Raw genomic sequence first — 15,542 nt, forward strand, 5'->3', positions numbered from 1 at the left:
TTATAGATTCCTGCTGACCTGGATGGCCCAGTGGTAGGCCTGCAGCTGCGCTTGCCAGTAGGTGTCGGCGCCGATGCCGGCCTTGTCGAGCGCGTCGCGGTCGTGGTGTTCGACCAGGCTGAGCAATTCACCCAGCGGGCCGCCCCGGTCCAGCAGCGCCATGACGACATCCAGATCCAGGCTGAGCGCGGCGACGATTTCCGTCATCGACATGCCCAGCAGCACATCGAGCAGCGAGAACACGCCTGCGACGAAGGCCATGTCCTGCTGGTCGCGGTCCCAGCCCAGCGATTTGCTCAGCGCTTCCATGTGGGCCGCGCGCACCGCCGCCAGCGGCAGCAGCGGGTTGGCCAGGCCGTCTTCCTGCTGCCGCGCGTACAGCAGCAATTGCAGCCAGCGTTGCAGCTGGCGCCGCCCCAGCACGTTGATCGCCTGGCCGAAGCTGTGGATCGGCGAACTGAGCGCGAAAGCGGCCGAGTTGACCAGTTTTAAAAGATGGTAGGACAGCGCCGGGTCCTGCTTGAGCAGCACTTCGAGCTCGCGCGAGTCGGCGTCGCGCGCCAGCATGCCGAGCAGCGCCAGCAGCCGCTTGCGCGAGGTGCCGTCGTTGGCGGTCTCGCGCGGCGGATGCAGCGCGTAGTCGCCGCTGAACCAGTGGAAGCCGGCGTGCGCGCATTCGGCGATGCGCAGCTCGCTGTGCATGCCGGCGGCCAGGTGCGGGCCGGGCTGGGCGATGAGCGCGAGCACCGGCGGCAGGCTGGCCGAGGCGTCCACCATCAGCGAGGTGGCGCCGCACATGGTGGCGGCCGAGCCGGCGGTCACGCCTTCAATCATGATGCGATAGCCGGCCTCGGCGACGGTGGCGAGTTTTTTTTGCACCGGCACGTCGGCGCAGTGTTGCGCCGGCACGCGCAGGATCACGCGGCTGGGCGGCAGGCTCGATAGTTGCGACAGTTCCAGCGACGCCGGATCGGGCACCGGCACGATGCAGTCGAGCGGCGCCAGCGCGGCGAACACGTCGGGGGTCCGGAACAGGGTCAGCGTGGACTGGAAGGCGTCACCCGCGTCGGCGGACAATTCGAAAGTCAGCGCCACCCACTCGTTGCGAGCGTTGGACACCGCTTGGAATTCCACGAGGGGGAACGGGCTAGTATCTGGCGCGGACATCAATTTCTCATCGAGGGTTGTACGCGCAGCGATCGTTCGACTATGACGGGGCAAACCAATACCATGGGGCAGTAGAGTAATTTGCAATATGACCAGTATAGGAACAACTGACTGCACACAAAAACATTTTTCTTTTTACACAATTGCAATTTTCTAAGCAGCTAGAATATATCAGATATTGCCGGACAAACACGGAATATTAGAAATTGCTCAACAGTATTGCAGCTTCGCCGCGATTTTGTTGCATCCAAACAAAGAATCATGGTGAAAGTTATGTCATTGCGCATGCTGCACCGCGAAACGGATCAATTCAGCCTGCCCTTCTATGCCGAGCTTGCGCTTGATGTTGAGCCGGTGCGTTTCGACGGTGCGCACGCTGAGGTCGAGCGCGCGGGCGATCTGCTTGTTCGATTCGCCGTTGGCGATGTGGCGCAACACCTCGTGCTCGCGCGAGGTCAACTGGTTGTCCTGGTTCTGCGGCTGCGCCAGCTGGCGCGCCAGCGCGGCGCTGTAATAAATACCGCCGGACATGACGGTCTCGATGGCGACGACGATGTCCTTGCCGGGCGCGTCCTTGAGCACGTAGCCGCGCGCGCCCGCCTGGATCGCCTGCGACACATACTCGAGCTTGTCGTGCATCGACAGGATCAGCACCGCGATGCGGGGGAACGCCTGCTTGAACTGGGCGGTCGCCTCGATGCCGTTGGTGCCGCGCATATTGATATCCATGAGCACCAGGTCGACCGTGCACTGGCCCGCCTGCTCCAGCGCCTCGGCGGCTCCGCCGGCCTCGGCCACGACCTCGAACTGCGGCATCGCCTCCAGCCGCGCGCGCAGGCCGTCGCGCACCAGGGGGTGGTCGTCGACCAGCAGGATTTTGATTGTAGAGGTCATGGCGTTCCCGGTACTGTATTAATGCTGCGATGATTCATATTAGCCGTTGTACTGGCTTTGTTCAGCTATTGTTCGCGGCGTAGGCGGTCAGCACCGTGCCGTCCGACGAGGAGACGATCTCGAACCGGCCGCCGATGGCGTCCATCCGCTCCATCATATTGCGCAATCCGATGCCGTGCTTGGGATGCAACGCGATGCCCTCGGCGTCGAAGCCGACGCCGTCGTCGCTGATGCGCAAGTTCACTCCCTTGCCGTCGCCGGTCAGCGCGATCTCGATCGCGCTGGCGCCGGCGTGGCGCTCGATATTGGTCAGCGCCTCCTGCGCGATGCGGAACAGCACCGTGTTGGCGACGTCGGGCAGGCCGTCGGTGATGCCGCCGGCCTCGAAGCGCACCGGCGTGCCGCTGCTGAGCGTGTACTCCTGCCCCAGGTGGTGCAGCGCCGCCGCCAGGCCCAAATCGTCAAGGATGGCCGGACGCAGGTTGTGCGAAATGCGCCGCACCTCGCCCATCACGTTGCTCAGCTGCCCGGCCGCGTGCTCGAACACCGCGTGCGCGGCCTGCCGCTGCTCCGGTTTGTCCGACGACAGCCTGATCATACCAGCCTCGATCTGCAGCTTGATCGACACCAGCCACTGGCTGATACCGTCGTGCAAGTCACGCGAGAGCCGCGCCCGCTCCTCCTCCTGCGATTCGACCACCCGCTGCGCCAGCACCTTGAGCTTGGCGTCGGCGACGCGGAACTCGCTGATGTTGAGCGCCAGCCCGGTGCTGGCCACCGTCACCGAGGCGGCGATGGCGATGGCGGCGATCCACAGCATGGTGTTGTGGATGTTGCCCGATTGCTGGATGTCGATCTTGGCCAGCGCGCGGTCGACGTCGTCGAGATAAATGCCGGTGCCCATCATCCAGCCCCAGTTCGGCATCGCCACCACATAGCCGAGCTTGGCGACCGGCTTGCGGGTCGACGGCTTGATCCACATGTAGCGCTCCAGCCCGCCACCGGCGCGGGCGCGCTGCAGCAGGTTCTGGATCGTCGGCCGTCCCAGCGCGTCGCGCAGCTCGAACAGGTTCTGCCCCACCAGCTCCGGCTGGCGCGGATGCATCAGGGTGTTGCCGTTCATATCGTACAAAAAGAAGTAACCGTCGTCGCCGTAGCTCAGCGAGGACAGGATGCGCTTGGCCTCCTCCAGGGTCGCCGGGTCGTTGCGGCCGGAATTGTACAGGTGCGAGATCGAATGCGAGGCCAGCGCGACGTAATGCTTGAGCTCGGCCTCCTTGCTGCTCAGATACGCCTGCTGGATGGTGTCGCGCTGCTGCTGGGCCAGCAACACCGACTGGTGGCGCACCGCCAGCGCGATCGCGCACAGCGCCAGGATCAGCGGCGTGATGGCCAGGAATATGACTTTTTGCCGCAACTTCATAAGGGACCGCCCATCCAATTATCCGAACCCCGCGATTTTACGCCCCCGCGCGTCCCCGGCCGTACGTAGTACTACCTAACGCGACTGCGTAGTGCTGCGCTTGCGCCAATTATCAGCTTCATGAATACTCGCCATAAGCTGCCACGATGCCGGATTGATAAGGCCAAGGCAGCACCGGACGAAGTGCAGGACTACCTTGGAGGAAGCATGAAATCATTACCCACTAGTACACCCCAGACCCTGGCCAGCAAGCTCGGCTGGGCGGCGCTGGCCCTGTGCGGCGCCGCCGCCCTCGGCGTGGTCGCGCTCAAGCGCGGCGAGTCCGTCAGCGCGATCTGGATCGTCATCGCCGCCGTGTGCGTCTATCTGATCGCCTACCGCTATTACAGCCTGTACATCGCCGACAAGGTGCTGGGGCTCGACGACAAGCGCATGACGCCGGCCGCCAAGCTGAACGATGGCCTCGACTATGTGCCGACCAATAAATACGTGCTGTTCGGCCACCACTTCGCCGCCATCGCCGGCGCCGGTCCGCTGGTCGGGCCGGTGCTGGCCGCGCAGATGGGCTATCTGCCCGGCATGCTGTGGATACTGGCCGGGGTGGTGTTCGCCGGTGCCGTGCAGGACTTCATCGTGCTGTTCATCTCGATGCGCCGCGACGGCCGCTCGCTGGGCGACCTGATCAAATCGGAGTTGGGCCAAATCCCCGGCATGATCGCGCTGCTGGGCACCTTCATGATCATGGTCATCATCCTGGCGGTGCTGGCGCTGATCGTCGTCAAGGCGCTGACCGGCTCGCCGTGGGGCAGCTTCACCGTCATGATGACGATCCCGATCGCGCTGTTCATGGGCGTGTATTCGCGCTACATCCGTGTCGGCCGCATCGGCGAGGTGTCGATCATCGGCTTCGTGCTGCTGATGGCGGCCATCTTCGGCGGCCAGTACGTGCAGGAAAATCCGGCGCTGGCGCCGATGTTCAACTACACCGGCACCGAGCTGACCTGGATGCTGATCGGCTACGGCTTCGTCGCCTCGGTGCTGCCGGTGTGGCTGCTGCTGGCGCCGCGCGACTACCTGTCGACCTTCCTCAAGATCGGCACCATCGTCGGCCTGGCGCTGGGCATCCTGTTCGTCGCCCCGTATCTGAAAATGCCGGCGATCACGCAATTCATCGACGGCACCGGTCCGGTCTGGTCGGGCTCGATGTTCCCCTTCCTGTTCATCACCATCGCCTGCGGCGCCGTGTCCGGCTTCCACGCGCTGATCTCGTCGGGCACCACGCCCAAGATGATCGAGAATGAAAGCCACGCCCGCTTCATCGGCTACGGCGCCATGCTGATGGAATCGTTCGTCGCCATCATGGCGCTGGTGGCCGCCTCGACCATCGAGCCGGGCATCTACTTCGCCATGAACTCTCCCGCCGCGCTGATCGGCACCACGGCCGAGTCCGCCGCTGCGGCGATCTCGCAGTGGGGCTTCTATGTCACCCCGGAAATGCTGACCCAGACCGCCAAGGATGTCGGCGAGCACAGCATCATCTCGCGCGCCGGCGGCGCCCCGACCCTGGCGGTCGGCATGGCCCACATCCTGTCGAACGTGATCGGCGGCCAGGCCATGATGGCCTTCTGGTACCACTTCGCCATCCTGTTCGAGGCGCTGTTCATCCTGACCGCCGTCGACGCCGGCACCCGCGCCGGCCGCTTCATGCTGCAGGATTTGCTGGGCGCCTTCGTGCCTTCGATGAAAAAGACCGAGAACGTGTTCGCCAACCTGACCGCGACCGCGCTGTGCGTGGCGGCCTGGGGCTACTTCCTGTACCAGGGCGTGGTCGATCCGCTGGGCGGCATCAACACCTTGTGGCCGCTGTTCGGCATCGCCAACCAGATGCTGGCGGCGATCGCGCTGATGCTGGGCACCTGCGTGCTGTTCAAAATGAAACGCGGCAAGTTCGCCTGGGTCACCGTCGTGCCGACCATCTGGCTGCTGCTGTGCACCTTGACGGCCGGCTGGCAGAAGATCTTCCACGCCGATCCGAAGATCGGTTTCCTGGCGCACGCCTCCAAGTACCAGGGCGCGCTCGACGAGGGCAAGCTGCTGGCGCCGGCCAAGTCGGTGGCGCAGATGCACCAGATCGTGTTCAACGATTATCTGGACGCGTCGCTGGCCGGCTTCTTCGTCGTCGTCGTGCTCAGCGTGCTGGTGTTCGGCATCCGCACCGTGATGGTGGCGCGCGCCAACAGCAAGCCGACCGCCATGGAAAGCCCGATGGTGCTGGCTGCCAAGGTGCAATGATGTTGGGCGACATCGCCAAGGCGGGCCGCTATCTCGGGCAGAGCATGCGCCTGATGATGGGCCTGCCCGACTACGACACCTATGTCAGCCATCGGGAAGCCACCCATCCCGACGAGCCGATGATGACGTACGAGGAATTCTTCCGCGAGCGCCAGGAGGCGCGCTACGGCGGCGCCGGCAAGCGCGGCGGTTGTTGCTAACGTGCTGAGTGGCGAAGGCCGGTTCTGTTGAACCGGCTTTTTTTTTCACCTATTACAAATATTTGCGGAACTTTTGATCTAACTCATCTGTCCAAACTCCTTGAGCCGCATGGCGGCAGCTCCCCGGGAGACACATGGCGCAGACCTTTTCTTACCACCACGCGTTCGCGCGCAACCTCGGCTGGGTGACGCCGGCCGAACAATCGCTGCTCAAGGACACGCGCATCGCCATCGCCGGACTGGGCGGTGTCGGCGGCTTTCATCTGCTGACCTTGGCGCGGCTGGGCGTGGGCGCGTTCCACATCGCCGATTTCGACACCTTCGATATCGCCAACTTCAACCGCCAGATCGGCGCCAACATGTCCACCCTGGGCTTGCCCAAGGTCGAGGTGCTGGAGGCGATGGCGCGCGATATCAATCCGGAATTGCAGATCACCAGCTTTCCGACCGGCGTGGACGACGTCAACATGCGCCGGTTCTTCAACGGTGTCGACTTGTATGTCGACGGCCTGGACTTCTTCGCCTTCGGCGCGCGCCAGGCCACGTTCGCCGCCTGCGCCAGGCTCGGCATTCCGGCGATCACGGCCGCGCCGCTGGGCATGGGCACGGCCGTGCTCAATTTCCTGCCGGGGGAGATGACGTTCGAAGAATACTTCGGCTGGGGCGACCTGCCCGACGACGAGAAGGCGCTGCGCTTCCTGGTGGGGCTGGCGCCGGCGGGACTGCACGGCCGCTATCTGGTCGATCCGTCCAGCATCAATCTGAAGGAGAAGCGCGGCCCCTCCACCATCATGGGCTGCGAGTTGTGCGCCGGTGCCGCCGCCACAGAGGCGCTCAAGATCATGCTCAACCGCGGCGAGGTATTGGCCGCCCCGCGCGGCTATCAGTACGACGGCTACCGCAACAAGCTGGTGCGCACCTGGCGTCCCGGCGGCCACCGCCACCCGCTGCAACGGCTGGCGATGATGCTGGCCAGGCGGCGCCGTCCCGGAGACGAATCATGAGCAAGATGGAACAACATCTGGATGCCACCCTGGAACAGATACTCGAGCTGGCGCGCTGGGCGCCCAGCGGCGACAACACCCAGCCGTGGCGCTTCGAGATCCTCGACACGCGCCGCCTGATCGTGCACGGCCGCGACACGCGCGACCACTGCGTCTACGACCTGGACGGCCACCCGAGCCAGATCTCGCTGGGCGCGCTGCTGGAAACGATGGCCATCGCCGCCAGCACCTTCGGGCTGGCGATGCTCGCCGCGCGGCGGCCGGAGGCGCCGGAGGCGCGCCCCATGTTCATCGTCGACTTCGTGCCGGCGCCGCAGCGCGAAGGCGATCCGCTGGCCGACGCCATCCTGGCGCGCAGCGTGCAGCGCCGGCCGCTGAGCCGGCGCCCGCTGACGACGGCCGAGAAGACCGCGCTGACCGCCACCCTGCCGCCGGGCTTCCGCGTGACCTGGCTCGAAGGCCGCCAGCGCGTGGCGGCGGCGCGTTTGATGTACCGCAACGCCAAGCTGCGCCTGACGATGCCGGAGGCGCACCAGGTGCACCAGGCCGTCATCGAATGGAACGCCCGCTACAGCGAGGACCGCATGCCCGACCAGGCGCTGGGCGTGGACCCGATGACCGCCAAGCTGATGCGCTGGATCATGCGCGACTGGCGCCGCGTGGAATTCTTCAACACCTGGCTGGCCGGCACGGTGGCGCCGCGCCTGCAGATGGACCTGATCCCCGGCCTGGCCTGCGCCGCCCACTTCGTGCTGACGGCGGAGCGCCGCCCGCAGCGCATCGACGACTACGTCGCGGCGGGCCGGGCCATGCAGCGCTTCTGGCTGACGGCCACCGCGCTGGGACTGCAATTGCAGCCGGAACTGACGCCGCTGATCTTTTCCCGCTATGTGCGCGAGGGCCGGGTGTTTTCCGGCACACAAGGCATGCAGCAGCGCGCGGCCGACCTGTCGCGACAGGGCGAGCTGCTGGTCGGCCAGCAGGTGTGGGAGACGGCCGTGTTCATGGGCCGCATCGGCGCCGGCGAGCCGGCGGCGGCGCGCTCGATCCGCAAGCCGCTGAACGAACTGCTGGTCGGCCCGCCGGCGGGGGGGCGTTGATGCGCGCCATCAAGCCGTTGCAGATCGCCGTCTTCCTGGGCTTGCTGACCGCGATCCTGGCGCTGGGCATCGGCGCCACCGCGCTGCTGCTGGGCGGCCTGCCGCTGGGCGATTTTCGCGGCGTGGCGCTGCTGCTGGCGGCCGTGCTGCTGACCTATCTGGCGGCCTTCGCCGTGTACCGCGGCTTCCTGTTCGTCATGCCGCTGCGCGAGGGCGAGGTGGCGGAAAACTCGCGCCACGAACTGGCGGCCAACGTCAACATCCTGTTCTACCTGCTGCTGTTCAATTCGCTGATCCGCACGCACTTCATCCCGGTGCCGATCGTGCGGCTGATCTACCTGGCGCTGGGCGCCGAGCTGGGCGCCAACACCTACAGCGCCGGCGCCCTGCTCGATCCGCCGCTCACGCGCATCGGCAGCAACACCATCATCGGCCACGACGCGGTGATCTTCGCGCACGTGATCGAGGGCAGCCGGCTGGAACTGAAGGCCGTCGTCATCGGCGACACGGTCACCATCGGCGCCAAGGCGGTGGTGATGGCGGGCGTGCGCATCGGCGACAACGCCATCGTCTCGGCCGGCGCGGTGGTGACCAAGGATACCCACATCGGCGCCGGCGAAATCTGGGGCGGCATTCCGGCGCGCAAAATCAAAGCGGCCTCGGCAGTAAAGGCAAGCGAACTGAGCTAGAGTAATGAACCAGATCAAGCAAGTGCCGGAATTTTTTACGCACTGTTCGATCCGCAACACACAGCGCGGCGCAAGCCCTTGAATCCACAGGCTTCGTCCAGGCTGGCAGGAGTTTTGCTGAAGAGGTGGAGCGACCTTGATTTCCAGGGTCTTCTATTTCTTGGGGAACAGCTATGAACTATTACAAACCCGCCGCCGCCATCCTCGCGGCCGCGCTGGCGACACCGTTCGCCGCGCTCGCCGCCCCGGTGGTCGGCCTCGATCCCACCGGCACCGGCACCTACACCACCTACGCCGACCTGTGGACCAACATCACCGACACCGCCGTGGTCACCGGCTTCGTGCCGGGCGCCATCGTCGGTCCCGGCGGCATCGCGCCATATGTCACCGAACTGCACACGCAGACCGTCATCGGCACCATGAGCAACAGCAACACCGGCGCCATCGTCACGCCGCCCGGCCTCAACACCAGCTTCGAGATGACCAAGGTCGTGCGCTTCGAGGAACTGGTCACCTCGCAAAACGCCACCACCGCCACCTTCGGGCTGGCGCCCAGCCAGTCGGCGGCGATGGACGTCGATCCCACCCGCGCCGGCGTGCAAAACTTCGCCGTGTTCTTCGACCAGATCACGCCCGGCGGCGCCAGCCAGGCCGTGCCCGGCAACGGCGTCGACACGGTGCGCTGCTATGGCACCGGCGTCACCGGCGGCGCCGCCAACGGTTGCGGCGGCGGCGGCGCCGACCCGGACGGCGACGGCGTCATGATCCTGTCGGGCCACCTGGTCTTCAACACCGCCAGCTTCACCGCCAGCGGCGCCGTCGGCACCGGCTCGTTCGACACCCGCTTCATCATCGACTATGTCGACCCCGCCTACCTGGACATCGTCACCGGCTCGGTGTTCCTGGACAAGTTCACCGGCACCACCAACGTGCCGTCGTTCTTTACACCGACCTCGATGTGGGACGGCGCCACGCCCACCACCGTCCCCTTCCTGAAAGTGGACTCCTCGCAGTCCTTCGCCGCCGTGCCGGAGCCGGGCACCGTGGCCATCATCGGGCTGGGCCTGGCCGGGCTGGCACTGAGCAAGCGCCGTAAAATCAACGCTCCTTGCTGATCCATGGTTTGCTGTTGCAACGACAGCGGGCGCTTCCGCTATTTTTCAACGGACCCGGCGCCATGCCCGCGGTCCGTTTTTTTATTGACGGCTTTTTTTACAATAGTTGCAAAAACGTAGTGGCGGCGGCGCGCAAGTGCTTGATTCCTTACGGTTCGCCTTGCTTGGCAAGGGTTTTGCTCTATAGGTCATACGATCCCGATTTCCGGGTTCCGTCAACTCCAGGGAGCACACACATGAACATCCTCAAACCCGCACTGGCCGCCGCCACGATCGCTACCGCGCTGGCCGCGCCGCTCACCGCCAGCGCCGGCCCCACTGTGGGCCTCGATGTCACCGGCAGCGGCGCCTACAGCACCTACGCCGACCTGTGGACCAACGTCACCGACACCGGCCTGGCCACCGGCTTCATCCCCGGCATCACCGTCGGCCCCGGCGCCGGCGCGCCCTACCTGACCGAGCTGCGTTCGCAGATGGTCATCGGCACTATGTCGAACAGCAACATCCCGGCCATCGTCACGCCGGGCGGCCTGAACACCACCTTCGAGATCAGCAAGGTGGTGCGCTTCCAGCAAGTGGTCGATTCGCAGACGCCGACCACCGCCCACTTCACGCTGCCGCCATCGCAGGCGGCCGCGATGGACGTCGATCCGCTGCGCGCCGGCGTGCAAAACATCGCCATCTACTTCGACCAGATCACCGCCGGCCCCGGCAGCAGCCGCGCCGTGCCCGGCAACGGCGCCGGCACCGTGCGCTGCTACGGCACCGGTTCGACCTCGACCGGCTGCGGCACCTCGCCCGGCGACACCGACGGCGACGGCATCATCATCCTGTCGGGCCACCTGGTGTTCAACGACGCCAGCTTCACCGCCAGCGGCGCGATCGGCACCGGCTCGTTCGATTCGCGCTTCATGATCGACTACGTCGATCCGGCCTACCTGGACATCGTCACCGGCTCCATCTTCCAGGACAAGGTCACCGGCACCACCAACGTGCCCTCGTTCTTCACGCCGACGATGATGTGGGACGGCACCACCCCCACCACGGTACCGTTCCTGAAAGTGGACTCGTCGCAAACCTTCGGCGCGCTGGCGGTGCCGGAACCAGGCACCCTGGCCATCATGGGCCTGGGCTTCGCCGGCCTGGCAATGGGCAGCCGCCGGAAGATCAAAACCGAGAGCAAATCCTGACACTGCGGCTGTGTAACTTTGGCGGACCCTGGCGGCGTACCTCGGTCCGTTTTTTTTCGCCCGGATTTTATTGGGTCACAACGGCAACAGCTTGAGCAGCAGTCCCGACAGCCGGGCGCCGGCGTCGTAACGGACGAACTGCTCGGCCACCTTGCGCGCGGACGCCTTGGCGCCGGGTTGTTCGAGCAAGTCGACGGCGGCGCGGCGCAAGGCGTGCTCGCTCAAGCGGTCCGAGCGCAGCAAGGCGCCGGCGCCGCTGGCCACCACGCCGTGCATGTTCAGGTACTGGTCCAGATTGCCGGCGATGCCCAGCACCGGCACGCAGGCGCTCAAGGCTTGCTGGCTGGTCGGACTGCCGCCGTTGCAGATGACCAGGCTGGAGCGCCGCGCCGCCTCGATGCCCGGCAGGTAGGCGGCCACGTAGGCGTTGGGCGGGACCGGCCCCATCCCCCCCATCGCGCCCAGGGCCACGTTGCCGGCGGTCGCGGCGATCACGCTCACCGGCAACGGCGCCAACGCCTGCAACACCCGCGGCAGCAAGGCGCCCTGTCCCGAGCTGCCCAGTGTCACATAGACGATAGGCCGACCCGCCGGCAAGGCGTGCCACCAGTGCGGCAACTCGGTGGGTGGCGACCACGTCACCGGTCCCAGATAACAATGTGTGGAAGGCAAATTCGTCGCCGGAAACATCTCGGGGACGTCGGCGTACAACACATGGTCGGCATCGGTGTAGACGCGGCGCAGATCGTGGCCCAGCGGCGGCAAACCATGCGCACGCCGCACCTGGTTGAGCGGCACGCTGTGCAAGGCGAACGCCAGCGGACGCGCCAGCTTGAACAGGCGATCGGCGATAGCGATCGGCAACACGCGCGACAGGCCGATCGCCGGCACGCTGTAATGTTGTCGCACGTGGGGGCTCCAGTAGGCGTTGATCACGCCCAAATAAGGCACCCCGGCCAGCCGCGCGCTGATCGACAGCGACAGCCGGAAATCGCCGACCACCACATCCGGCCGCAGCTGCTTCAGCACGCGCAGGTCGTCTTCGACATAACGGCGCAGGGTCGCCGCGTCGTACACCGGCTTGCCGGCGGCCAACGCGGCCAGGAAGCGCGCGCTGGAAATGCTGGTGATGCCCCAGCTGCGCACGTTGCTTCCCTTGAAGAACATTTCATAACCGGGCGCGCAGGCGAGGTGGACGTCGTAGCGTGCGCGATCGAGCGTCGCCGCCAGCGCCAGCGGGCGCCCCACGTGCGCCAACGTCACGGCCTCCGCCATAAACAAGATCTTTTTAGGTTCCATATCGCCAGCTTGAAGTGTGGTATCCGACGCCGTTTGAGGCTGCGCAAACGTGCGGCCTTAGACCTAGATCAACATCGCCTTTGCCACATACATATATTTTTCCTAGTGGCACTCCAGAACCGCGTGCCGCGCACCGCCCGCGTCGACGCCTTCGGCGCCCACTGTATCGTTGGGAACCGCCACGCGATGTTCAATTTCGAACGTTCCGGCCTGAGCCAGAAACTGACCATCATTTCCGTGCTGTCGACGGGCAGTGCCTTGATGCTGGTATTCATCGCCTTCGCCGTCACCTCCGTGCTCAGCCACACAGACGACGAGCGCAAGCAGCTGGCGTCGCTGGCCGGCGTGATCGGCAACAACAGCATGATCGCGCTATCGCGCGGCGACCGCAAGCAAGCTGAGCAGACGCTGGCGACCCTGGTGGCCGAGGACGACATCCTGCAGGCGGCGCTGTATGACGGCGACGGCAAGTTGCTGGCGCGCTACGCGTCCGACAATTTGCCGGCAGAACAGCAAGCGCCGCCCCTGCTCGACATCCCCTTGACGGGGCCGGAGGTGCGCAGCGAGCGCAGCGGCCCGCCGTGGGCGCCGGCCATGCGCCTGCAGCGCGACGTGCGCGGGCCCGACGCGCTGGCCGGCACCGTGCTGATCGAGCGCTCGCAAACGCGCATGTGGATCGACATCCTGAAAAACCTGGGCGCGGCCGGCGTCGCGGCGGTGCTGTCGTTCATGACGGCGCTGCTGATGGCGGCGCGCTTCAAGGGCAGCGTGGCCGAGCCCGTCGGCAAGCTGATCGCGGCGGCCCAGCAGGTCAGCCGCGGCCAGCCGACCGAGCGCATCAGCCACCAGCGCAGCGACGAGCTCGGCGCGCTGATCGACAGCTTCAACGACATGCTGGCCCAGGTCGAGGCGCGCGACGGCGCGCTGGCGCAGTACCGCGACCAGCTCGAGCGCCAGGTCGGCGTGCGCACCGAGCAACTGGAAAAGGCCAAGAACGCGGCCGAGGCGGCCAGCCAGGCCAAGAGCGCCTTCCTGGCCACGATGAGCCACGAGATCCGCACGCCGATGAATGGCGTGCTGGGCATGACCGAGTTGCTGCTGGCCACGCGGCTGAGCGAGCAGCAACGCCACTACACCAGCATGGTCAAACGTTCCGGCGAGCATTTGCTGGTGATCATCAACGACATCCTGGACTTCTCCAAGATCGAGGCCGGCAAGCTGACGGTGGAATACATCCATTTCAACTTCCGCGATTTGCTCGACGATATAGACAACGTCTTTTCGCCGCAGGCGCAGGCCAAGGGCATACGGCTGGAATTGGCGATCGCCAACGACATCCCGGTGGCCATCCACGGCGATCCGAACCGCTTGCGCCAGGTGATCTTCAATCTGCTGGGCAACGCCGTCAAATTCACCGAGAGCGGCAAGATCACCGTCAAGGTCGCGGTGGTGCAGGAGGATACGCAAACCGTCGGCCTGCGCTTCGAGGTGCACGACACCGGCATCGGCGTCTCGAGCGAGGCGCGCTCGCGCATTTTCGACTCCTTCTCGCAAGCGGACGGCTCGACCACGCGCAAACACGGCGGCACCGGCCTCGGACTGGCGATCTCAAAACAACTGGTGGAGCTCATGGGAGGCACGATAGGCGTCGATCATGCGTTAACTCAAGGGTCGATCTTTTGGTTTGCCGTAAATTTCGATAAACCACGCGTCGATTTTGACGATCCTTCCAACACCAATTTGGGAATACGCGCTTTGATTGTTGACGAAAACCCCACCAGCCGCGCCGAGCTGGAACGGCGTCTGACGGCCTGGCGCGTGCTCGGCACCAGCGCCTCGGCCACCCAGGCGTTGCAGCAGCTGCGCCACGCCGCGTCGGCCGCGCAGCCCTTCGACGTCGTGCTGCTCGACATGGAGCTGCCGCGCACCAGCGGCCTGGCGCTGGCCGCCGCGATCCACGCCGACGCCGGCCTGGCCGCCACGCGGCTGTTGTTGCTGAGCACGGAACGCAACGCCGCCGACCGGGTCCAGCAGCGCGAGGCCGGGGTCGCCTTCCAACTGATCAAGCCGCCGCGCGAGTGCGACCTTTACGACTGCGTCGTCACCCAGACGCGGATGGGCAGCGCCGAACCGGCGCGCCACGTGCCGCCGCCATCGGTGCAATCGTTGACACATGGCGACGAGCGGCCGATCCGCCTGCCGCATACGGGCGCGGCCTCGCCGGCGGCGCCGCCGCTGGCGACGTTCAGCTCCAGCACGGCGTTGCCGGCGCAGCGCGCGCGCAAGGGCCGCAAGGTGCTGCTGGCGGAAGACAATCCGGTCAATGTCGAAGTGGCCAGCGCCATGCTCGAGGGCCTGGGCCTCGACGTCAGCCGCGCCTGCAACGGCCAGGAGGCGTTGCGCTCGGTGCAGTCCGGCGACTTCGACCTGATCCTGATGGACTGCCAGATGCCGGTGATGGACGGCTTCGCCGCCACCACCGAAATCCGCCGCCACGAGCAACAACGCGGCCGCTCGCGCAGCCTGCCGATCATCGCCATCACGGCCAACGCCTTGCAGGGCGACCGCGAATCCTGCCTGGCCGCCGGCATGGACGACTATTTGAGCAAGCCGTTCACGCAGCAGGCGCTGGGGCAGACCATCGGCCGCTGGATCACGCTGCCACGGGTGGCGCCGGGGCCGCAGCAGGGCCCGGCCGAAGCGCTGGCTCCGGCCCTTGCGCCAAGCCCGCCCGACGAGCCGGAAACGTCCGGCGCCGCCGCGGCCGCCGTGGCGGCGCCGCCGGTCGCGGCCACGGTCCCGCCGCAGCAGGAACCGCTGATCAACCGGCAAGCGCTGGAAAACATCCGCGCGCTCAGCGCCAGCAATGGCGACGCGCTGCTCGAGCGGGTGCTGCAGGCGTATCTGGAAGACACCCCGACCCATCTGCGCACCATCAAGTCCGCCATCGACAGCGGCAGCACCGTGCAAATACGCAAGGCGGCGCACAGTCTCAAATCGAGCAGCGCCAACGTGGGCGCCGACGCGCTGGCGCAGCGCTGCAGGGAAATGGAACAGCTGGGCCGCAACGATACCACCGCGGGCGCCGCCGCCCTGCTCGATGATATGGAACGATCTTTCCAGGCCGTGCGGCAGGCATTGGGAGCTATCCTGGAAAAGGAAATTTAAC

General features: G+C 65.9%; 12 protein-coding genes. 8 read left to right on the forward strand and 4 right to left on the reverse strand.

What is annotated here, in order from left to right; genetic code table 11:
- The 3 genes from AC07P1_RS18595 to AC07P1_RS18605 form a co-directional block, all read right to left on the reverse strand.
- Window positions 1-1,167: an EAL and HDOD domain-containing protein gene (locus AC07P1_RS18595; protein WP_494697207.1), complete on the reverse strand. Its 1,167-nt coding sequence runs from the start codon at window positions 1,165-1,167 to the stop codon at window positions 1-3.
- 276 nt (window positions 1,168-1,443) lie between these two features.
- Window positions 1,444-2,061, reverse strand: a complete 618-nt coding sequence (locus tag AC07P1_RS18600) for a response regulator (RefSeq protein WP_315221097.1) — start codon at window positions 2,059-2,061, stop codon at window positions 1,444-1,446.
- 61 nt (window positions 2,062-2,122) lie between these two features.
- Window positions 2,123-3,484 carry a cache domain-containing protein gene (locus AC07P1_RS18605; protein WP_494697208.1) on the reverse strand — a complete coding sequence of 454 codons (1,362 nt, stop codon included), beginning with the start codon at window positions 3,482-3,484 and terminating at the stop codon, window positions 2,123-2,125.
- A 207-nt stretch (window positions 3,485-3,691) separates the two neighbouring features.
- Between AC07P1_RS18605 and AC07P1_RS18610 the strand changes: the two genes are divergently transcribed.
- The 7 genes from AC07P1_RS18610 to AC07P1_RS18640 all read left to right on the forward strand — a co-directional run bounded on the left by AC07P1_RS18610 (window position 3,692) and on the right by AC07P1_RS18640 (window position 11,074).
- On the forward strand, window positions 3,692-5,776 hold the full coding sequence (locus AC07P1_RS18610; protein WP_494697209.1) for a carbon starvation CstA family protein: 2,085 nt from the start codon (window positions 3,692-3,694) through the stop codon (window positions 5,774-5,776).
- The gene (locus AC07P1_RS18615) at window positions 5,776-5,976 is read left to right on the forward strand and encodes a YbdD/YjiX family protein (protein WP_209720512.1); all 201 of its coding nucleotides are present in this window, start codon (window positions 5,776-5,778) and stop codon (window positions 5,974-5,976) included. Before AC07P1_RS18610 ends, AC07P1_RS18615 begins: the two co-directional genes overlap by 1 nt.
- 134 nt (window positions 5,977-6,110) lie before the next feature.
- Entirely contained in the window at window positions 6,111-6,980 is an 870-nt protein-coding gene (locus AC07P1_RS18620) for a ThiF family adenylyltransferase (RefSeq protein ID WP_494697210.1), read from the forward strand.
- Entirely contained in the window at window positions 6,977-8,080 is a 1,104-nt protein-coding gene (locus AC07P1_RS18625; RefSeq protein ID WP_494697211.1) for a nitroreductase family protein, read from the forward strand. The genes AC07P1_RS18620 and AC07P1_RS18625 overlap by 4 nt, the downstream gene beginning before the upstream one ends.
- Window positions 8,080-8,769 carry an acyltransferase gene (locus AC07P1_RS18630; RefSeq protein WP_494697212.1) on the forward strand — a complete coding sequence of 230 codons (690 nt, stop codon included), beginning with the start codon at window positions 8,080-8,082 and terminating at the stop codon, window positions 8,767-8,769. The genes AC07P1_RS18625 and AC07P1_RS18630 overlap by 1 nt, the downstream gene beginning before the upstream one ends.
- Window positions 8,770-8,942: 173 nt before the next feature.
- Window positions 8,943-9,884: a PEP-CTERM sorting domain-containing protein gene (locus AC07P1_RS18635; protein WP_494697213.1), complete on the forward strand. Its 942-nt coding sequence runs from the start codon at window positions 8,943-8,945 to the stop codon at window positions 9,882-9,884.
- Window positions 9,885-10,120: 236 nt separating this feature from the next.
- Window positions 10,121-11,074 carry a PEP-CTERM sorting domain-containing protein gene (locus tag AC07P1_RS18640; RefSeq protein ID WP_494697214.1) on the forward strand — a complete coding sequence of 318 codons (954 nt, stop codon included), beginning with the start codon at window positions 10,121-10,123 and terminating at the stop codon, window positions 11,072-11,074.
- Between the two features lie 75 nt (window positions 11,075-11,149).
- On the opposite strand, the gene AC07P1_RS18645 is transcribed toward AC07P1_RS18640, so the two are convergent.
- Window positions 11,150-12,349, reverse strand: coding sequence for a glycosyltransferase (locus tag AC07P1_RS18645; protein WP_494697215.1), 1,200 nt, complete (start codon window positions 12,347-12,349; stop codon window positions 11,150-11,152).
- Between the two features lie 210 nt (window positions 12,350-12,559).
- Here AC07P1_RS18645 and AC07P1_RS18650 point away from each other — a divergent pair, with 210 nt between their 5' ends.
- Window positions 12,560-15,541 carry a response regulator gene (locus AC07P1_RS18650; RefSeq protein ID WP_494697253.1) on the forward strand — a complete coding sequence of 994 codons (2,982 nt, stop codon included), beginning with the start codon at window positions 12,560-12,562 and terminating at the stop codon, window positions 15,539-15,541.
- Window position 15,542 lies beyond the last annotated feature (1 nt).

The organism is Duganella sp. GW821-FHT07F09, assembly GCF_059418705.1.

Excerpts from the sequence above, each read along its gene's own strand:
- AC07P1_RS18595 (WP_494697207.1), bottom strand. The coding sequence starts at position 1,167 with ATGTCCGCGCCAGATACTAGCCCGTTCCCCCTCGTGGAATTCCAAGCG.
- AC07P1_RS18625 (WP_494697211.1), top strand. The coding sequence starts at position 6,977 with ATGAGCAAGATGGAACAACATCTGGATGCCACCCTGGAACAGATACTC.
- AC07P1_RS18645 (WP_494697215.1), bottom strand. The coding sequence starts at position 12,349 with ATGGCGGAGGCCGTGACGTTGGCGCACGTGGGGCGCCCGCTGGCGCTG.
- AC07P1_RS18650 (WP_494697253.1), top strand. The coding sequence starts at position 12,560 with ATGTTCAATTTCGAACGTTCCGGCCTGAGCCAGAAACTGACCATCATT.
- AC07P1_RS18610 (WP_494697209.1), top strand. The coding sequence starts at position 3,692 with ATGAAATCATTACCCACTAGTACACCCCAGACCCTGGCCAGCAAGCTC.
- AC07P1_RS18605 (WP_494697208.1), bottom strand. The coding sequence starts at position 3,484 with ATGAAGTTGCGGCAAAAAGTCATATTCCTGGCCATCACGCCGCTGATC.
- AC07P1_RS18630 (WP_494697212.1), top strand. The coding sequence starts at position 8,080 with ATGCGCGCCATCAAGCCGTTGCAGATCGCCGTCTTCCTGGGCTTGCTG.
- AC07P1_RS18615 (WP_209720512.1), top strand. The coding sequence starts at position 5,776 with ATGTTGGGCGACATCGCCAAGGCGGGCCGCTATCTCGGGCAGAGCATG.
- AC07P1_RS18600 (WP_315221097.1), bottom strand. The coding sequence starts at position 2,061 with ATGACCTCTACAATCAAAATCCTGCTGGTCGACGACCACCCCCTGGTG.
- AC07P1_RS18620 (WP_494697210.1), top strand. The coding sequence starts at position 6,111 with ATGGCGCAGACCTTTTCTTACCACCACGCGTTCGCGCGCAACCTCGGC.
- AC07P1_RS18640 (WP_494697214.1), top strand. The coding sequence starts at position 10,121 with ATGAACATCCTCAAACCCGCACTGGCCGCCGCCACGATCGCTACCGCG.
- AC07P1_RS18635 (WP_494697213.1), top strand. The coding sequence starts at position 8,943 with ATGAACTATTACAAACCCGCCGCCGCCATCCTCGCGGCCGCGCTGGCG.